The organism is Belliella marina (genome assembly GCF_042682445.1).
Taxonomy (GTDB): Bacteria; Bacteroidota; Bacteroidia; order Cytophagales; family Cyclobacteriaceae; genus Belliella; species Belliella marina.
Genome location: NZ_JBHUHR010000051.1, coordinates 21,717 through 38,754, shown reverse-complemented (window position 1 = coordinate 38,754; position 17,038 = coordinate 21,717). Strand labels below are relative to the sequence as shown.

Genomic DNA, 17,038 nt, shown 5'->3' with positions numbered 1-17,038 from the left:
TAACGGTAATTAAGTCGTTTTGGTGCAAAATATGCAGGTAAGTATTAAGATTTTCCGGTGCTTCCGTAGCCACCGCTTCCCCTTTCGGTGTCGTTAAGGTTGTCAGCGTCTTCCCAGGAGATTTGCTCGTGCTTGGCTACCACCATTTGGGCTATTCTTTCCCCATCAGAGATTGTAAATGCTTCTTTGGATAAGTTGACAAGAAGGACTTTGATTTCACCACGGTAATCGGCATCAATCGTCCCGGGGCTATTTAGCACTGTCAATCCATATTTGTAAGCCAATCCAGACCTTGGTCTAATCTGGGCTTCATACCCTTCAGGTAACTCCATGAACAAGCCTGTACCAATAAGTCTCCTCTCCAATGGGCCAATGATGATATCTTCTTCAATATTTGCCCTAAGATCCAAACCGGCAGATTGTGTGGTTTGGTATTCGGGAAGTGCATGCTTGGATTTGTTGATGACTTTTACTTTCATGTGTTTATATTTTGTTTTTAGAGGTCTCATAGCTTGCCGAACCTTCCTTTGTCAGCAGGCAGGCTGGTCTCGGGATCTCGAATTAGCTCCCCGATATCGGTGGCATCCCATTGCGTGACGTACTCATCATGCCTGTCTGCCTCAGGCAGGCATGATATCATGGGTTTATTTTGAATTTCTTTTGAGTAAAACCGTTTTGATTTCTTTTCTTTCAAAAAGCAAAATTAGAACAACAAAAGGAATGGCCATCAGATTTTTGAGTATAAATTGAAAAATCTGGTTGTCAGTCTCCAAAAAGAAGCCAGCATAGCTGAGGCATGCCGCCAGTAAGATGTATGACAGGCCTTTCTCCAGCTTGTAAGGTATTGGGAAATATCTCTGACCATAGATATAGCAAAGGGCAGACATTACAAAATAACAGGAAATGGTGCTCAGTGCCGCCCCCATATAGCCGATTTTGGGAACCAGAACCAATATGACGATAATTGTCACGATTGCTCCGATCAAAGTAAAGTAAAAACTGTATTTGGTCTGATCGGTGAGTTTGAACCAAATGCTGAGGTTGAAATATATCCCCAAAAACAAATAGCCCAAGAGGAGGACAGGTACTATGTACATTACTTCCATATATTCATTTTCGACCAATATTATTTTCCCTAAGAGATCTAAGTTGACAGAGACAATTATCATGAGTAGGCAGCAGAAAATAATAAATGCATGCATTACTCTTGAGAATAATTGCGGGCTGTTTTTGTCTTCTGACTGATTGAAGAAGAAAGGTTCTGCGGCAAATTTAAATGCTTGGATAATCAAACTCATGAAGATGGCAAGTTTGAAATTGGCTCCGAAAATACCGCCGGCTTCCCTTGGCGTCAACCCTGGGTAAAAGTCTTCGGGAATGACAAATTCAAAAATCGATCTGGAAAATACTTCATTGGTAACCCCGGCCAAGCCCATAAAGAAAAGCGGGATGGCATATTTCCACATCGGTTTGATAAATTTCCTTTCAATCTTGAAGGTGAAAAAACCGCTGAAATAGAATAATATCGGGATCATCAAGGCATTGGCAATCAAGTTGGAAATCAAAATGTATTCGATTCCCCAAGTAGGTTGGTATAATGCACCGACAGAACTTTGGAGCCCTACCAGATAGTCGCCTTTCCAAATATGGTAACTGACGGCAATCAAAAGAATATTGAGGCCAACATTTATTAGGATGTTGCCGAGTTTTGAAAGGGCAAATTTGAGAGGTTTGTTTTCAACTCGCAGTTTCGCATATGGGATTGCCAAAATGGCATCTATGAGTAAAATTGCTGCTACCCATTTGAATAGGTACGCTTTGCCTGGATAGTTCAACCATATACTCAATTGCTCAGAACTGAAATAAATCAGCGACCCCAAAACCAGCGAACTGACAAGCAAAAGAGATTGAATCTGTGAATATACTTTTTTCTGATCCAGCCCTTTGCCGGTATAGAATCTGAAAAATGTAGTTTCCATTCCATAAGTGAAAACCACGTTGAAAAATGCAATGAAAGCATAGATGTTGGTGAATGATCCCATTGCATCTTTGTCCAAATACACAATGTATAGTGGCAAAAGGAAAAAATTGATTGTCCTCCCAAGAATGCTACTGATTCCATAGATAGCCGTCTGTCCGGCAAGTTTTTTCAGTTGGCTCATCCTTCAAAAAAAGTAAAGGGGAATTACTCCCCTTTGAATATTGGTTTTCTTTTTTCCAAGAAGGCCGAAGTCCCTTCTTTGTAGTCTCCGGATTTGACGCATCTGGCAAAGCTGTTTGCTTCGGTTTGATAGCCGTTTTCTTCAGAGATATAGACAGAGTTTACACAATCTACAATCATGCCGATTGCCAAAGGGGCTTTTGTCATGATTTTTTTCAAAATCTCCTCTGCTTTTGCCATAGCTTCGTCTTTGGTCGCCTGGACATGGTTGACCAGTCCGAGTTTTTTGGCTTCTTCTGCACCGATCATATCACCTGTCATCATGAGTTCGTTGGCTTTGCCTCTGCCGATAAGGTAGGTAAGTCTTTGGGTGCCTCCATAGCCCGGGATAATCCCCAAGTTTACTTCCGGTTGCCCAAACTTGGCATTGGCGACGGCTACTCTCATATGGCATGCCATAGCCAATTCACAACCACCGCCGAGGGCGAATCCGTTGACTACTGCGATTACCGGTTTGTGGCAATTTTCGATCAAACCAAAAACTTCTTGCCCATTTTCGGCAAATTTTCGGGCGTTGAGCTCGTTGAGTTCTGCGATTTCGCTGATGTCAGCTCCTGCTATAAAAGCTTTTTCCCCAGAACCAGTAATGATAACGCCTTTGATTTCTTTGTTGTCAACAACTTCATTAAAAATATTCCTGATCTCTTCCAGGGTAGCGAAATTCAATGCATTCAGCTTGGATTCTCTATTAACAGTAAGGTAGAGAATGCCTTCCTTTTCTTCAGAAAGAATATTTAGTGTTTCAGCCATGTGTTTTGGTGAATTGTTAAGCATCAAATATACAAGTAGTGCATGCATTCGCCAAGCAATTGTCCGGAAAATGCAAAGAAAGGGGATCGGGGAGGAAAAATATACCCAATGTACTTCATGCGATCAGCTAGGATATTCTGCTAATTTATAATAGGTATAGCCGTCCCCTTCCATCATTTTTTGCTATTTTTGTCAGAAGGCGAATTTTAAACAAAATCCAATATATATATGTCATCAAAAAGAAAAATTACCGTAGCCTATGGCGATGGGATCGGACCTGAAATCATGAAAGCCACGCTCAATATTTTGGAGGCGGCTGGAGCACAGTTGGAGTACGATGTCATCGAAATTGGCGAGCAGGTATATTTAAAAGGGATTAGTTCCGGGATGGAGCCTGGTGCATTCGAGTCCCTGAAAGAGACAAAAATATTTTTGAAATCTCCAATTACCACTCCGCAAGGTGGTGGTTTTAAGAGTTTGAATGTGACTACTAGGACTTCATTTGGGCTTTTTGCCAATGTGAGGCCATGCAAAGCATATTCACCATACATCAAGACACATTATCCTGAGACGGATTTGGTGATCATCCGTGAAAACGAGGAAGATCTATATGCGGGTATCGAGCACAGACAGACCCAGGAAGTTGTTCAAAGTTTGAAGTTGATCTCAAGACCAGGTTCTGAGAAAATTATCAGATATGCCTTTGAGTACGCCAAAAAATATGGCAGAAAGAAAGTGACTTGTATGACCAAGGACAATATCATGAAATTGGCTGATGGGCTTTTCCATAAGACTTTTGATGAGATCGCCAAAGAATATCCAAATATCCAGACAGACCATAAGATCATCGATATCGGATCTGCATTGATTGCAGAAAGACCGCAGACATTTGACGTGATTGTGACCTTGAACCTTTATGGTGATATCATTTCTGATATTGCTGCACAGGTGACTGGCTCAGTTGGACTAGGTGGATCGGCAAATGTCGGTGAAGAAGTGGCGATGTTTGAAGCGATCCATGGTTCCGCACCGGATATCGCAGGCATGGACATGGCTAACCCTTCAGGATTGTTGAATGGGGCGGTGATGATGCTGGTACATATTGGTCAACCTGATGTGGCTGAGAAAATTGCCAACGCTTGGATGAGAACTTTGGAAGATGGAATCCATACAGGGGATATTTATCAGGAAGGGTTGTCTGCAAAGAAAGTGGGCACTCAGGAGTTTTCCCAAGCTATTATCGAAAGATTGGGACAAAAACCAGTGAATATGATTCCAACAGTATTTGATAAATCAGCTACTGAGCCAATGAACATCAAACTATCTCCAGTAACCAAGTCCAAGAAAGAATTGATCGGCGTAGATGTGTTTGTGGACTGGGATGCCGATGGAAGAGATCCGAATGCGATAGGTGAAAAATTGAGACAGGCAGATGCCGATGGATTGAAATTGACACTGATTACGAACAGGGGTGTGAAAGTATTCCCAGGAGGAATGCGTGAAACCTTCTGCACAGATCATTGGAGATGCAGGTTCCAAAATGCTGGACAGTCTCCAGTTACCCACGCACAGATTTTGGACTTGATGGATCAGGTTTCTAAGTTGGGCTTCGATTTTATCAAAACTGAAAATCTTTATTCCTTCGATGGTGTGAGAGCATATAGCTTGGCACAGGGAGAGTAGGGGATTGAAGATTATAAAAACCTGTCCGCCGTGGCGGATTGAAAGATTGAAAAATTAAAACCGGGTAGAGATGCTCGGTTTTTTTGTGGGTTTTGGTTAGGGTGAATGGATTTGTTTGTGTTGTAAAAAATGATTAGTTTTAAATTCAAAGGCATTTCTGGTTCTGGAAGGCTTTGGGGTTTGATTACGTTGACAAAAAGAGCCATCTGATAATAAACCAACTGTGATGAAAAAAATACTAATCTTAACTTTGATAGGATTTACCATTTTGGGTTGTAGCTTATAGTTGGAATAATGTTAACTTTCATAGTTGGGTTGAAATTAAAATTTTGTTTTTGGGAGAGGGTTTTTGGGAAATCATGAAGATAGTGCTCTCTAATGTTGAATCAATGGATTGTTGATTGTTAACTTTGCAAGTCAATGAATATTTCTAAAAGAACGAATTGGGTTTTTATTTTGATCAAATTATAATGAAAAAGTTTGTTGTTTTTTTGCTATGCATGATGGCTTTGAATTCCCTTTATTCACAGCAAGTTCCTGATGTTTTTCAGGAAAGAGATGAGTTTTGTGATGAAAAGCTCTCCGAAAAGGAGGTGTATCAAATGCGTACGGAATTTGAAGAATTGGAAGCGTATTTTATCAGAAAAGGTCTATTGAAAGACAGAACAGGAAAAAGCTATAGGGAAGTTTATGAGCAAATAGTTTTGGATAATGATCTACATTTTAACATTGATAGGGATTTTCAGATTCTTGATGCTTTAGATTTTGAGATTTATTCGAAGTGCTACTATAAAGCTCTCGATCCTGAAGGTTTTGGCAAACTTACAGATAGACACTTGCATGCAGCTGAAGTAATAGTTCAGAATAATAATGATGAAATTACCCCGGGATTAGTAGCGCAAAGAATTCTAGATAACCTGCTTGATGAAGATTTTGATCTTGAGTTTTATAAAATATCATCGCTTATTGCTTTTTATACAATATGCCAGACAGGTTCTATAATAGATTTTGTTGAGGCAAATCAGAGTTTGGCTGATTTCTCTGAGATCATGGAAGTTTTTTTAGATAATACCAACCGAATAACGATTGATGGTAGTTATGTTAGCTTTGATCAATTGAAAGAAAAGGCTCATCAATTTCTACAAATCAACCCAAATGAAAAGGGAATAGTGCTCATTGCATCAAAGGAGGTGAGTTATGAAGTGTATTTACAAGTAAAAGATATACTCAGCCTTGTCTATTCAGAGTTGAATGTGGAAGATGGGGGTGTTTCAAAAAATATAATTTATAAATTCTCAGGGCTCTAAGGTATATTCATACATTTCGCGAAACATTGTAGGGCAGACATTTTTACCATCAAGAAATTATGGATGTCCACATTATATGTAAAGATATCTTTTTTCATTGTTGGAGAAATTGATGATGTTGTTTGGGCATCTCAAGATTGAAATTTCTATTTTCACTTTCTTTTTTCAATATTTTTTTAGCAGAAAAACTGTTCTTGTTTATCATTATTAAACTTAATTTATTGAACAAAGTTTTATGTTTTATTTATTTTTAGTTAAATATTATTTCAATTTGTTTAAATAATATTTAATAATGTATTATGTTTGGTTTCTTAGTTTTAAATAAATGAACAAAAAATTACCGATAATTTGTCCTAGTTGCAGTTCTGGTTTGAAGGTCAAAAGTCTCCATTGCGATAGCTGCGAAACAACAATAACTGGTCAATTCAATTTGCCTGTGCTATTAAGGTTGGAAAAGACTGAGTTGGATTTTGTTTTGGATTTCATAAGATGTAGTGGAAGTCTAAAAATCATGGCATCCAAACTTAACCTGAGCTATCCAACTGTTAGGAATATGTTGGATGATTTAATCAATAAAATCGACAAACTAGAGCAAGATGTTTAAAAAGTTAACCAATCCTTTTATATATGTTGCAGGTTCAAAATCACTAGTTATTGGCTTGCTTACCATATTTGGTGCCTCTATTGTGGCATATTTCAGTAAGACTTATTTCCCTGATATTATTTCAGTGAAATTGGGTGTTGATTTATCTATTTTGAGCTCTGTCGCTCAAAATTTCATGAATTGGTTTGTAGTTTCTATTTTGTTCTACCTTATGGCTATGATTTTGTCAAAATCAAAAGTCCGAATGCTGGATATTTTTGGCACACAAGCATTGGCAAGGTTCCCCTATTTTTTTGTTTCATTTATTAATTTTTCAGAGTCTTTGGATCTGTTTGGGAAGTATTTGCTTTGGGCATTTATGAATCATGGTGAGCCAATTGAGATTACTTTGATCCAGAAATCAATAGCAATATTCTTGTTGTTCATTTCTTTAATGTTGACGATTTGGTTGGTGATACTTATGTATAATGCTTTTAAAGTTTCGGCAAATTTGAAAGGGTCTAAACTAATATTGTCATTTATTATTGTCATGATTTTCTCCATGGTGGTTTTAACTTATCTATCTAAAATACTCATTTTGAACATCAATTAGTATGAAAAAATCAATCTCACTTTTAGCCCTGTTCCTATTTTCAACTTTTCTGTGGGCTGCCAATAAAGAAGATACGGTTTTTGTAGAAACAAAAATCACATTGCAAACTAAAACGGGAGAGATTTTCGGGACTTTGACAAGCCCTGAAAAAATTGAAAATATTCCTGTTGCTTTGATTATAGCTGGATCTGGACCGACAGATAGGGACGGGAATAATCCCATGATGAAAAACAATTCATTGAAAATGCTTGCTCATGCCTTATCCAAAAACGGCATTGCAACTTTGAGATATGACAAGAGGGGGATTGCAGAAAGTAAACTAGCAGGAAAAAGTGAGGTAGATCTTCGGTTTGATGACTATATCAATGATGTAAAAGATTGGATATCATTGCTAAAACAAGATGGGAGATTTTCAGGAATAGTGGTTATTGGGCATAGTGAGGGATCATTGATTGGAATGATAGCGGCAACAAATGCAGATAGGTTTATTTCCATCGCTGGAGCAGGACAGTCTGCAGATAAATTGATAAAAGGACAATTGAGTGCACAGCCAAAAGAAATTCAAGATATATCCTTTCCGGTTATTGATAGTTTGAAAATGGGAAAAACAGTGGGAAATGTAAATCCCATGCTTTATTCATTGTTTAGACCAAGTATTCAACCTTATATGATTTCATGGTTTAAATATGATCCTCAGGAGGAGATAAGTGCACTTCATATTCCGACAATGATAATCCAAGGAACAAATGATATCCAAGTGACTGTGGAAGATGGACAAGATCTTTCAAAGGCGAATCCTGATGCACAATTGGTTCTCATTGAGAATATGAACCATATTTTCAAAATAGTGGAAGGAGATAAACAAGCAAATTTGGATACATACAATAATCCCGATTTACCCATTGCAAATCAACTGATTGAATTGATAGTGGGCTTTGTTTTGGATAGATCAGATGATTTGACATACACACATAAAAAATGATGATATTATGATCATTACAGGATTGTTTTTGATAGGGATTGGCTTTTTGGTGAAAGCTTTTCCGAATTTGATAGCGGGGTACAACACCATGTCGCAGAGGCAAAAAGACAATGTCGATGTAGAAGGATTATCTAATTTTATGCGCAATGGGTTTGTTGTAATGGGCATGGTTGTGATTATTGGTTATCATGGTTTGAAGTGGGCAGGGCAGGATGTTTTGTTGGGGTATTTTATTCCGGGAGTGATTTTGATAGGAGTATTTTTTTTGGTTTTTAGAGCAAAGAAATTCGACCAAAACGATGGTGGGTTGGTTAAATCCAGGTTGAAGAGCGTGTTCACAATAGTAATTTTAATTCTTGCGTTCGGGAGTGTTGGCTATGGTCTTATACCTTCCAGCTATGAACTCAACGACGATCGTGTGACATTTTCTGGAATGTATGGTACAGAGATAGTGATTTCAAAAATAGAAACAGTTTCTTTGATCAACAAAATGCCTTCCGTCAAAGCCCGAACAAATGGTCTTGGGCTGGGATCGATTCGAAAGGGTTTTTTTAGGATAGAAGGTCAAGGAAAGTGTCGCTTGCTCCTACATAGTTACCAAGGACCTTTTGTAATGATCATTACCAAAGACCAAGAAGTGATATATGTAAATTACAAAAAGAGAGAAAAGACAGAAATGGTTTATAATGAGCTAAATGCACTAAAAGAAAAATAAGTGAAAAAAGAATATATTTTTAAATCAGAAAGACTGGGGTTTCGCGATTGGACGAAGGAGGATCATGCTGAAATCGTAGATATGAATGCTGATTTGGAGGTGATGGAGCATTTCCCCAAGCTACTGACAGAAAATGAATCTGTGGAATTGATTGGGCGACTTCAAAAGCATTATAAGAGGTATGGATTTACCTATTTCGCAACTGAGGTGTTGGAAACAAAAGAGTTGATTGGGTTTGTTGGCCTGGTATGGCAGAATTATCAATCAGACTTCACGCCAGCTGTTGATATTGGGTGGAGGCTCAAAAAAAGCTGCTGGGGCAATGGCTATGCAACTGAAGGTGCAAGCAGATGTCTCGATTTTGCATTCACAGAATTGGGTATGGACAAAATTATCTCAACATGTACGGAGAAAAATTCAAAGTCGGAAAATGTCATGAAGAAAATCGGGATGAAAAAAACGGGAGTATTTGACCATCCTCAATTGACCGATTATCCGGAACTTGGGAAATGTATTTGTTATGAAATCAATAAAAGTACTTGGCAGCAACATTCTGAACCATCATGAACAGTTTCAACTTAAAATCTTATTTGTCTTCCAATATCGATATAGAGGAAGAGGAAATTTCGGCATTAGTTGAAAAATGTACTACGAGAACAGTTAAAAAAGATCAGTACTTACTTCAGAGTGGAGAACATTGCAAGCATACGTTTTTTGTGGAAAAAGGGCTTTTGAGACAGTTTTCCATTGACAAAAAAGGCAAGGAACATATACTTGCTTTTGCACCTGAAAATTGGTTTGTGACAGATCGGGAAAGTTCTTATTTCGACCAGCCATCTGCCTATTATATCCAGGCATTGGAAGACAGTGAGGTAGTGTTGATGGATGAGAGATTCATCCATTTGTTATCGGAAAAATTCCCCGGATTCACAGATTTCAACAATCGGCTGCTTCATAACCACATCAGGAATTTGCAAAACAGGATAAACTTGCTGTTGAGTGCTGTCGCTGAAGATAGGTATTTGCAGTTTGTAAAAATGTACCCGGATATTTTGCTACGGGTTCCACAGGCAATGGTCGCTTCGTATTTGGGGATCACCCCGGAGAGTTTGAGCCGGGTTCGCAAGGAGTTGGCACTGAAAAACTTCAAAAGCTAGGAACTTATCATACATCAATGCACACTACTTTCTTTGCAGCTAATTTTACATAAAAGAAAATGGAAATTATGAAAACAAGAACAGTAGAATTGGTAGCAAGCCCGAGAGAGCCCCACTTTGTTGGAGATGGTTTTCGAGTACATAATTTTATCCCCAGCGGATATAGGATGGATATGCACCGCATGGATCCGTTTATCATGTTGGACTATAATTCATTGTATGAATTCCCACCATCTAAGCATCCAAAAGGCGTAGGGGTTCATCCGCACCGAGGTTTTGAAACGGTTACCCTTGCGTACAAAGGCAAGGTGCAACACCATGACAGCAGTGGTGGCGGAGGGATTATTGGGGAAGGGGATGTGCAGTGGATGACAGCTGCAAGTGGCGTGCTTCACAAAGAGTATCACGAGGAGGAATGGAGCAAAAAAGGAGGTGCTTTTCAGATGGTTCAACTTTGGGTGAATTTACCCAGTAAGGACAAAATGTCTGCGCCAAAGTACCAAGCCATAAAACACGGGGACATCAACCGCTTTGAGCTGGAAGATAATGCCGGTGTAATCGAAATTGTCGCAGGTGGGTATAAAGGTACAGATGGCGTAGCATCGACTTTTACACCAATCCATATGCTCAATGCCAAATTGAATAAAAATGGAAAAGCCAGTTTTGAATTCCCCACCCATTTTAACACGGTTTTGCTGGTATTGGAAGGGGGCGTCACCATCAATGGCAAAGAAGCAGTGCCAACAGACCATTTGGCATTAATGGCAAATGACGGGGAAGTCTTTGAGATAGAAGCCAACGAAAATGCAGTGGTCTTGGTGTTGAGTGGAGAACCGATCAAAGAGCCTATCGCAGCCCACGGACCTTTTGTGATGAACACAAAAGAGGAGTTGAGGGAGGCATTCAATGACTTCAATAATGGTAAATTTGGATATTTGGAGGATTGAGTTGGGGTTGTTTGAATGCATGTGAATCCAATAATGTATCAATGCCAATAAGTTGGAGAAGCGTCATGCTTGAGAAAGGTAATTAGATTTAGTCACAGAAGATTTTGTGAAGAGATTTTGATCTGACCTTGATTCTTGCGTGGCGCTTATTCATTCATTTAAAAAAATAAGTAGAAGAGATATTTAGTTTTATGCATATTTGCTTTCTTACCAGTAGCCAATTAAAATAATGTATCCTATTGTTTCTAGGGCAAGTTGACTGTCAACCGTCGACACTCGTGCACCGTGGCGTAGTTGACAATTATCCGCATGATTTCATATGCATAACTCTACTACTGGTGTCATTGCGGATAATCATATTTAGTTTTTATATATTTGGGGGCTTTAACTATTTATGTAAAAATTAGACCAGATGAAAAAAATCCTTGTATCATTAATTCTTTGTGGGGTGACTTTTTTTGCCAAATCCCAAAGTGCAAGTGTAGAGAAATCTACCAATGGAGTCCAAACTGGATTGCTGGGATTGTGGTTCCATAACGAATCAAAATTGTCAGATAGGATAGCATTGAGAAGCGAAGTGGGTTTTGATGGTGGATTTGGTTGGGGTTTAAGTTATGATGGTGTTGGGTATGTTTTTGCTCCAGTATTTACCCTAGAACCAAGACTGTATTATAACCTCGATAAAAGAGTGTCCAAATCGAAAAATATAGCTGGAAATAGTGGTGATTTTTTGTCTTTAAAAACCAGTTTTCATCCCGATTGGTTCTTGATCTCTAATCATGACGGTTACAGTATAGTCAATCAGCTTTCGATAGTTCCTACTTGGGGAATTCGAAGAAACCTAGGAGATCACTTTACTTATGAAGCGGGTATTGGGATTGGATACCGACATCTATTCTATAAAGGTTATGGATATTCGGAAGACGAAGGAGAGCTTGCCGTCAATCTACACTTAAGGGTAGGGTATAGGTTTTGAGAAACAATGTAAATTGTAAAAGTGTAGTTTAGTAAACTATGATATTATTGTTTAGTAAACTACAATATTGTTGTTTAGTAATGTTTAATATCCTAACTCCACAAAAAGTATGGTTATGACATCAAAAGACTTGCTGGCAATCAGAAAAATGTTTTATGGAGAATTCAGTTCAAACAAAAGTCTTTAAGCCGAATCAGAGGATTGAGTTTTTAGAAGAGAGATACAATTTGATTGGGTGGATTATACTGCTTACTGGGATTTTTTTTCTAATTATTGAGTTTTATATCGTTGGTATTTCAATCATGCTTGGTTTAGGGGGGATTTGTCATGTTTTAGCTTTTGACAAATGGAATAAAATTGAAAAGCCTAAAGGATCATTTCCATTTGAGTTAGTTTTCCGCGAAGAAGAAATAAGTTTAGGAGGTTTGGTTTATAGACTATCGGATATAAAGATCACTAAATTAATCTGCTATGACTATGTGGGAAGGTCTGGTACAGGTTTTGTTTTTCATGTAAAGTATCCAAAAAAGTCATGTGGAACCTGGAATCATCTATGGTTTACAAAAGATGAAAAAGAATATAAGTTAAGATTTCAGATAAAATCAAAGGCTGATTCCAAAGAAATTAGTGCTATTAAAATAAAGTGGGGATTAAGTTGATTTTTATAAACAATAGGCTTTTAAATTTTTAAGTAAGGAAATATTAGCATTATGTTAGAGGTTTTAGTTTGAGATTTCTCCCTCTGGTCGAAATGACCATAAAAAAGCTTATGTTATGATTTAAGATACATTCTTTTTGAGACCTTTCACTCTTATATCTTGTGTCTCAAATCTCTGACTTCTAAAAAATCGTCAAAAAAAAGACCCCAAAGGTTTCAAAAACCTTCGGGGTCTAGTCTCAAATCTCATATCTAACGTCTCACGTCTATTTTACGCTTCTTTCTTCGCCATTCTAGTTCTCTCACCTTCGTCCAAATAGATTTTTCTCATTCGGATGGATTTTGGAGTGATTTCTAGGTATTCATCCTTTTGGATGTATTCCATAGCTTCTTCCAAAGAGAATTTTTTGGCTGGCTGGATTCTAACGTTGTCATCAGAACCTGAAGCTCTCATGTTGGTTAGTTTTTTACCTTTCTGAACGTTTACCACGATGTCATTGTCACGGGAATTTTCACCGATAACCTGACCTGTGTATAGCTCTTCTCCTGGCTCTACGAAGAATGTACCTCTGTCCTGCAATTTGTCAATCGCATAAGCAGTACACTGTCCGCCTTCCATAGAGATCAATGAACCGTTGTTTCTTTCAGGGATAGATCCTTTGAATGGTTCGTAAGCTGAGAATCTGTGGTTCATGATTGCTTCACCTTGTGTAGCAGTCAAGACATTGTTTCTCAATCCGATCAAACCTCTTGAAGGAATTCTGAATTCCAAATGTTGCAAATCGCCTTTTGGCTCCATTACTAAAAGTTCACCTTTCCTTTGTGTAGCCAATTCGATTACTTTTCCAGCAGTCGTTTCAGGTACATCTACCACCAATACTTCGATTGGTTCGTTTTTCACACCATCTACTTCTTTGAAAATCACCTGAGGCTGACCTACTTGAAGTTCATAACCTTCTCTTCTCATCGTCTCGATCAAGACTGACAAGTGGAGGATCCCACGTCCATAAACCAAGAATTTGTCTTCAGAATCTGTCGATTCAACTCTCAAAGCCAAATTCTTTTCCATCTCCTTCATCAATCTGTCTCTCAAGTGACGGGAAGTCACAAATTTTCCTTCTTTACCGAAGAAAGGAGAGTTGTTGATCGTGAAGAGCATGTTCATGGTAGGCTCATCGATAGCGATTCTTGGTAGCGCTTCTGGATTTTCAAGGTCGGCAAGGGTATCGCCGATTTCGAAATCATCTATACCGGTTACGGCACAGATATCACCTGCTACTACTTCAGTTACTTTATTTTTGCCAAGTCCTTCAAATACATGAAGTTCTTTTACTTTTACTTTTTTGAATACACCATCAGCCTTGCACAAGGTCAATTGAGATCCTTCTTTGATGGAACCTCTTTTTACTCTACCGATGGCTATACGACCTACGAAGTTAGAGTAATCAAGGGAAGTGATTTGCATTTGCAGTGTACCTTCGTCGATTTTAGGTGCAGGGATATGCTCAATGATCGCATCCAAAAGTGGGATGATGGTATCGGTAGGGTTTTTCCAATCTGGACCCATCCAGTTGTTTTTGGCAGAACCATAAAGTGTCTGGAATTCCAACTGCTCTTCTGTAGCGTCCAAGTTGAACATCAATTCAAAGACTGATTCCTGAACTTCGTCAGGGCGACAGTTTTCTTTGTCTACTTTGTTGACTACCACGATAGGAGTCAATCCAAGTGCAAGGGCTTTGCCTAAAACGAATCTTGTCTGTGGCATTGGACCTTCAAAGGCATCAACCAATAGGATTACTCCATCAGCCATTTTCAAAACTCTTTCCACTTCACCACCAAAGTCTGCGTGACCTGGAGTATCAATAATATTGATTTTGGTGTCTTTATATCTTACGGATACGTTCTTAGAAAGAATTGTGATACCCCTTTCTCTTTCCAAGTCATTGTTGTCAAGGATAAGATCGTCAAACTGTTGGTTCTCACGGAAGATTTTAGAGAGATGAATGATTTTGTCCACGAGAGTGGTCTTGCCGTGGTCAACGTGTGCGATAATCGCGATATTCCGAATACTTTGCATTGTAAATTTGAATTAAGGTGCAAAGGTAGGAATAAAATTTGGCTTATTTCTGATTCACTTCAAAATGGTAAGGAAAAGATAATATGGATTGTAAGATTACAAAATTGTAAGATTGAAAAATTGTTGATTATTGAATATGGATATCCTTTGGAGGGTCAGAAGATATGATTTTAAATTCTCACACATTTGTTTATAGAGAAGAAGTTCATACAGTGTTTTTGTTTTTGAATAATGGCAATTCAAATTGAGAAGGAAGTCATTTGTTTGAACATTTTTCAATTGAGGTAGATCAACCTGACATAGTGAGTTTTTATGTCTATATGGCTTTAACTATTTTTTGTATATTTGAATTATTACTTGATATTATAGTATGATATCTTTTCATATACAATTCATAACTATCCTCTTTTATGTATGAATTTTTGTAGCCATAATCTATGATTGGGCGGATGTCATTGATTAAATTATTGTTATGTACAGCTACTAACCAAATTGCATCAAAACTTTTCTCATTATCGATACAATCTACATTTTTACTGAGAAATCCAATCAATGGTGAAAGCATTTTGGAGGATATTCCATCTGCTTTTATCATTCTTTTTGAGAAAAAATGGCTTTTTTCAATATCCCTAGACTTATAATAATTTACACTATCACGGTAATGCTGGTCAATCAAATAGATTGTTTTAAGGATTTCGTTAATTGATTGACAATTGACGTTTTGCATTAATTGTTTATTCACAGATATCAAAGAGTCCATATAATCGTTTTTCGGCTCAATCACATTGTTCTTATTATTGAATTTTGGGATATTCAATTCATTATGTTGAATTTCGATTTGAACTTCTTCATCTGAACTTTTGCCAGTACAAAACACCAATAAAGAACATAAAGCAATTGTAAGAAATGATCGCATTGTAGAGTAGTTAGAAATCAAAATGAAGATAAATTTTATAGAATTGGTCTTGAATTAATGCTTACACAGCTTTCTGATTTCAATATAGAAAGAAATGTTTGATTAATATGTATATCCGCTTTCTTACCAGTAGCCAAGCAAATTGATATATTTTAAGTCAATTGATACACTAATAACTAATCGACTAATAACCAATAACGATTATCCGCATGATCACATATGCATAATTTAACTACTGGTGCCATTGCGGATAATCATAATTATAAATTTGCGGAATACGAATTGAATTTCATCACATTTTTTCATTTTTTAACATAGGGCAGTTTTGATCTTATTTAATAAATTAGTTTATTGTTGGCTAAATAGATTATTCTTGTCATATATGAACCATTTTAGACTGTTTTTTATTGCGGCTATCTTGTTGGCCACAACTTTATCCTGCGAAGAGGAGAAAAAAGAAAGCCAAGAAATACCTTCTGATTCATTTCGAGCTGAGGTGGCAGCGACGCCCGTTCGGGTAGCCAAGGCGGAGCAACGTACATTTGATTACCTGATCAATGCGACAGGTAAGATAGAAGCGATTGATCAAGTGAAAGTCGTAACCCAACGTCAAGGTATCCTTAGTGATCTGAATGTCAAGGAAGGGGATTATGTAGAAAAAGGTGCAGTCTTGGCTAAACTGGATGACTCAGAGGCGAGGTTTAGACATGAAAAAGCTAAAATCGCCTTTAAGAACTCACAAGTAAATTATGACTCAGACATATTGAGTTTTAGTTCTATCATGGAGTCCGAAGATGACGAAAGAAAAACAAGCCTTGTCGATCAGCTAAAATCAAAAAGTGGGCTTTTCTCTGCAGAGATTGATTTGAAGGAGGCTGAGTTGGAAATAGAAAAATCAACTATAAAAGCCCCAATTTCCGGGAAAGTTGCTGACTTGAAAATCAAAAAAGGCAGTCTGGTATCGAATGGGGAGGATTTTATGGAAATCATCAATGTCAACGCTTTGGAATTGAAAGTGAAAGTTTTGGAATCAGATATCAACCTGATTTCCATCGGTCAAAAGGCGGAGGTGTACCCAGTAAGTGGAGGGACCGAAATCACAGGAACGGTAAGAAGTATCAATCCCAAAGTAGACGAAAATGGTTTGGTCCAAGTGAGTCTCTTGGTTAACGGATCTAAAGGATTGCTCCCGGGTATGAATGCAAGGGCCATCATCAGGGCTCCTCAGACCAATAGCATCGTAGTGCCTAAGCAGGCGCTGGTATATAGGTCAAGTCGTGCGGTCGTGTTTACGATAGAAAATAATGAGTCCAAGTGGAATTATGTAGAAGTAGGCAAAGACAATGGAAAGGAGGTGGAGATTCTATCCGGAATTGAAGCTGGCAATACAGTGATTACAACCAATAATTTACAGCTTGCCCACCAAGCACCCATCCAAATTGTAAAAGATTAA

At 37.9% G+C, this 17,038-nt stretch carries 17 protein-coding genes; 12 read left to right on the top strand and 5 right to left on the bottom strand.

The window, feature by feature from the left end; all coding sequences use genetic code 11:
* Nucleotides 1-44: 44 nt before the first annotated feature.
* The 3 genes from dut to ACFSKL_RS22745 form a co-directional block, all read right to left on the bottom strand.
* Nucleotides 45-479, bottom strand: a complete 435-nt coding sequence (gene dut, locus ACFSKL_RS22755; protein ID WP_376889671.1) for a dUTP diphosphatase — start codon at nucleotides 477-479, stop codon at nucleotides 45-47.
* A gap of 165 nt (nucleotides 480-644) precedes the next feature.
* Complete coding sequence (locus ACFSKL_RS22750) at nucleotides 645-2,162, bottom strand: polysaccharide biosynthesis C-terminal domain-containing protein (protein WP_376889668.1); 1,518 nt, start codon at nucleotides 2,160-2,162, stop codon at nucleotides 645-647.
* Nucleotides 2,163-2,185: 23 nt separating this feature from the next.
* Complete coding sequence (locus tag ACFSKL_RS22745) at nucleotides 2,186-2,971, bottom strand: enoyl-CoA hydratase/isomerase family protein (protein WP_376889666.1); 786 nt, start codon at nucleotides 2,969-2,971, stop codon at nucleotides 2,186-2,188.
* A gap of 228 nt (nucleotides 2,972-3,199) precedes the next feature.
* Here ACFSKL_RS22745 and ACFSKL_RS22740 point away from each other — a divergent pair, with 228 nt between their 5' ends.
* The 11 genes from ACFSKL_RS22740 (at nucleotide 3,200) to ACFSKL_RS22690 (ending at nucleotide 12,593) form a co-directional block, all read left to right on the top strand.
* On the top strand, nucleotides 3,200-4,654 hold the full coding sequence (locus ACFSKL_RS22740; RefSeq protein ID WP_376889664.1) for an NADP-dependent isocitrate dehydrogenase: 1,455 nt from the start codon (nucleotides 3,200-3,202) through the stop codon (nucleotides 4,652-4,654).
* A 470-nt stretch (nucleotides 4,655-5,124) separates the two neighbouring features.
* On the top strand, nucleotides 5,125-5,961 hold the full coding sequence (locus tag ACFSKL_RS22735) for an ExbD/TolR family protein (RefSeq protein WP_376889663.1): 837 nt from the start codon (nucleotides 5,125-5,127) through the stop codon (nucleotides 5,959-5,961).
* Between the two features lie 325 nt (nucleotides 5,962-6,286).
* Nucleotides 6,287-6,565, top strand: a complete 279-nt coding sequence (locus tag ACFSKL_RS22730) for a DUF2089 family protein (RefSeq protein WP_376889661.1) — start codon at nucleotides 6,287-6,289, stop codon at nucleotides 6,563-6,565.
* Complete coding sequence (locus tag ACFSKL_RS22725; protein WP_376889658.1) at nucleotides 6,558-7,157, top strand: hypothetical protein; 600 nt, start codon at nucleotides 6,558-6,560, stop codon at nucleotides 7,155-7,157. The genes ACFSKL_RS22730 and ACFSKL_RS22725 overlap by 8 nt, the downstream gene beginning before the upstream one ends.
* 1 nt (nucleotide 7,158) lies before the next feature.
* Nucleotides 7,159-8,139, top strand: a complete 981-nt coding sequence (locus ACFSKL_RS22720; RefSeq protein WP_376889656.1) for an alpha/beta hydrolase — start codon at nucleotides 7,159-7,161, stop codon at nucleotides 8,137-8,139.
* Between the two features lie 7 nt (nucleotides 8,140-8,146).
* Nucleotides 8,147-8,854, top strand: a complete 708-nt coding sequence (locus ACFSKL_RS22715) for a DUF3784 domain-containing protein (protein ID WP_376889654.1) — start codon at nucleotides 8,147-8,149, stop codon at nucleotides 8,852-8,854.
* Complete coding sequence (locus ACFSKL_RS22710; RefSeq protein WP_376889652.1) at nucleotides 8,855-9,421, top strand: GNAT family N-acetyltransferase; 567 nt, start codon at nucleotides 8,855-8,857, stop codon at nucleotides 9,419-9,421.
* Complete coding sequence (locus tag ACFSKL_RS22705) at nucleotides 9,418-10,011, top strand: Crp/Fnr family transcriptional regulator (RefSeq protein WP_376889650.1); 594 nt, start codon at nucleotides 9,418-9,420, stop codon at nucleotides 10,009-10,011. Before ACFSKL_RS22710 ends, ACFSKL_RS22705 begins: the two co-directional genes overlap by 4 nt.
* Nucleotides 10,012-10,079: 68 nt before the next feature.
* Nucleotides 10,080-10,958 (top strand): pirin family protein, encoded by an 879-nt coding sequence (locus ACFSKL_RS22700; RefSeq protein ID WP_376889648.1) that lies wholly within the window; start codon nucleotides 10,080-10,082, stop codon nucleotides 10,956-10,958.
* A gap of 412 nt (nucleotides 10,959-11,370) precedes the next feature.
* Nucleotides 11,371-11,934, top strand: coding sequence for a hypothetical protein (locus tag ACFSKL_RS22695; RefSeq protein ID WP_376889647.1), 564 nt, complete (start codon nucleotides 11,371-11,373; stop codon nucleotides 11,932-11,934).
* Between the two features lie 155 nt (nucleotides 11,935-12,089).
* Entirely contained in the window at nucleotides 12,090-12,593 is a 504-nt protein-coding gene (locus ACFSKL_RS22690) for a hypothetical protein (protein WP_376889645.1), read from the top strand.
* A 270-nt stretch (nucleotides 12,594-12,863) separates the two neighbouring features.
* On the opposite strand, the gene typA is transcribed toward ACFSKL_RS22690, so the two are convergent.
* Nucleotides 12,864-14,669 carry a translational GTPase TypA gene (gene typA, locus ACFSKL_RS22685; protein ID WP_376889643.1) on the bottom strand — a complete coding sequence of 602 codons (1,806 nt, stop codon included), beginning with the start codon at nucleotides 14,667-14,669 and terminating at the stop codon, nucleotides 12,864-12,866.
* 316 nt (nucleotides 14,670-14,985) lie between these two features.
* Nucleotides 14,986-15,585 (bottom strand): hypothetical protein, encoded by a 600-nt coding sequence (locus ACFSKL_RS22680; RefSeq protein ID WP_376889641.1) that lies wholly within the window; start codon nucleotides 15,583-15,585, stop codon nucleotides 14,986-14,988.
* Between the two features lie 382 nt (nucleotides 15,586-15,967).
* On the opposite strand from ACFSKL_RS22680, the gene ACFSKL_RS22675 reads away from it, so the two are divergent.
* Entirely contained in the window at nucleotides 15,968-17,038 is a 1,071-nt protein-coding gene (locus tag ACFSKL_RS22675) for an efflux RND transporter periplasmic adaptor subunit (RefSeq protein ID WP_376889639.1), read from the top strand.

Bases quoted from the DNA above. Each gene is read 5' to 3' on its own strand.
- dut (WP_376889671.1), bottom strand. From the start codon at position 479: ATGAAAGTAAAAGTCATCAACAAATCCAAGCATGCACTTCCCGAATAC.
- ACFSKL_RS22750 (WP_376889668.1), bottom strand. From the start codon at position 2,162: ATGAGCCAACTGAAAAAACTTGCCGGACAGACGGCTATCTATGGAATC.
- ACFSKL_RS22745 (WP_376889666.1), bottom strand. From the start codon at position 2,971: ATGGCTGAAACACTAAATATTCTTTCTGAAGAAAAGGAAGGCATTCTC.
- ACFSKL_RS22740 (WP_376889664.1), top strand. From the start codon at position 3,200: ATGTCATCAAAAAGAAAAATTACCGTAGCCTATGGCGATGGGATCGGA.
- ACFSKL_RS22735 (WP_376889663.1), top strand. From the start codon at position 5,125: ATGAAAAAGTTTGTTGTTTTTTTGCTATGCATGATGGCTTTGAATTCC.
- ACFSKL_RS22730 (WP_376889661.1), top strand. From the start codon at position 6,287: ATGAACAAAAAATTACCGATAATTTGTCCTAGTTGCAGTTCTGGTTTG.
- ACFSKL_RS22725 (WP_376889658.1), top strand. From the start codon at position 6,558: ATGTTTAAAAAGTTAACCAATCCTTTTATATATGTTGCAGGTTCAAAA.
- ACFSKL_RS22720 (WP_376889656.1), top strand. From the start codon at position 7,159: ATGAAAAAATCAATCTCACTTTTAGCCCTGTTCCTATTTTCAACTTTT.
- ACFSKL_RS22715 (WP_376889654.1), top strand. From the start codon at position 8,147: ATGATCATTACAGGATTGTTTTTGATAGGGATTGGCTTTTTGGTGAAA.
- ACFSKL_RS22705 (WP_376889650.1), top strand. From the start codon at position 9,418: ATGAACAGTTTCAACTTAAAATCTTATTTGTCTTCCAATATCGATATA.
- ACFSKL_RS22700 (WP_376889648.1), top strand. From the start codon at position 10,080: ATGAAAACAAGAACAGTAGAATTGGTAGCAAGCCCGAGAGAGCCCCAC.
- ACFSKL_RS22695 (WP_376889647.1), top strand. From the start codon at position 11,371: ATGAAAAAAATCCTTGTATCATTAATTCTTTGTGGGGTGACTTTTTTT.
- ACFSKL_RS22690 (WP_376889645.1), top strand. From the start codon at position 12,090: ATGGAGAATTCAGTTCAAACAAAAGTCTTTAAGCCGAATCAGAGGATT.
- typA (WP_376889643.1), bottom strand. From the start codon at position 14,669: ATGCAAAGTATTCGGAATATCGCGATTATCGCACACGTTGACCACGGC.
- ACFSKL_RS22680 (WP_376889641.1), bottom strand. From the start codon at position 15,585: ATGCGATCATTTCTTACAATTGCTTTATGTTCTTTATTGGTGTTTTGT.
- ACFSKL_RS22675 (WP_376889639.1), top strand. From the start codon at position 15,968: ATGAACCATTTTAGACTGTTTTTTATTGCGGCTATCTTGTTGGCCACA.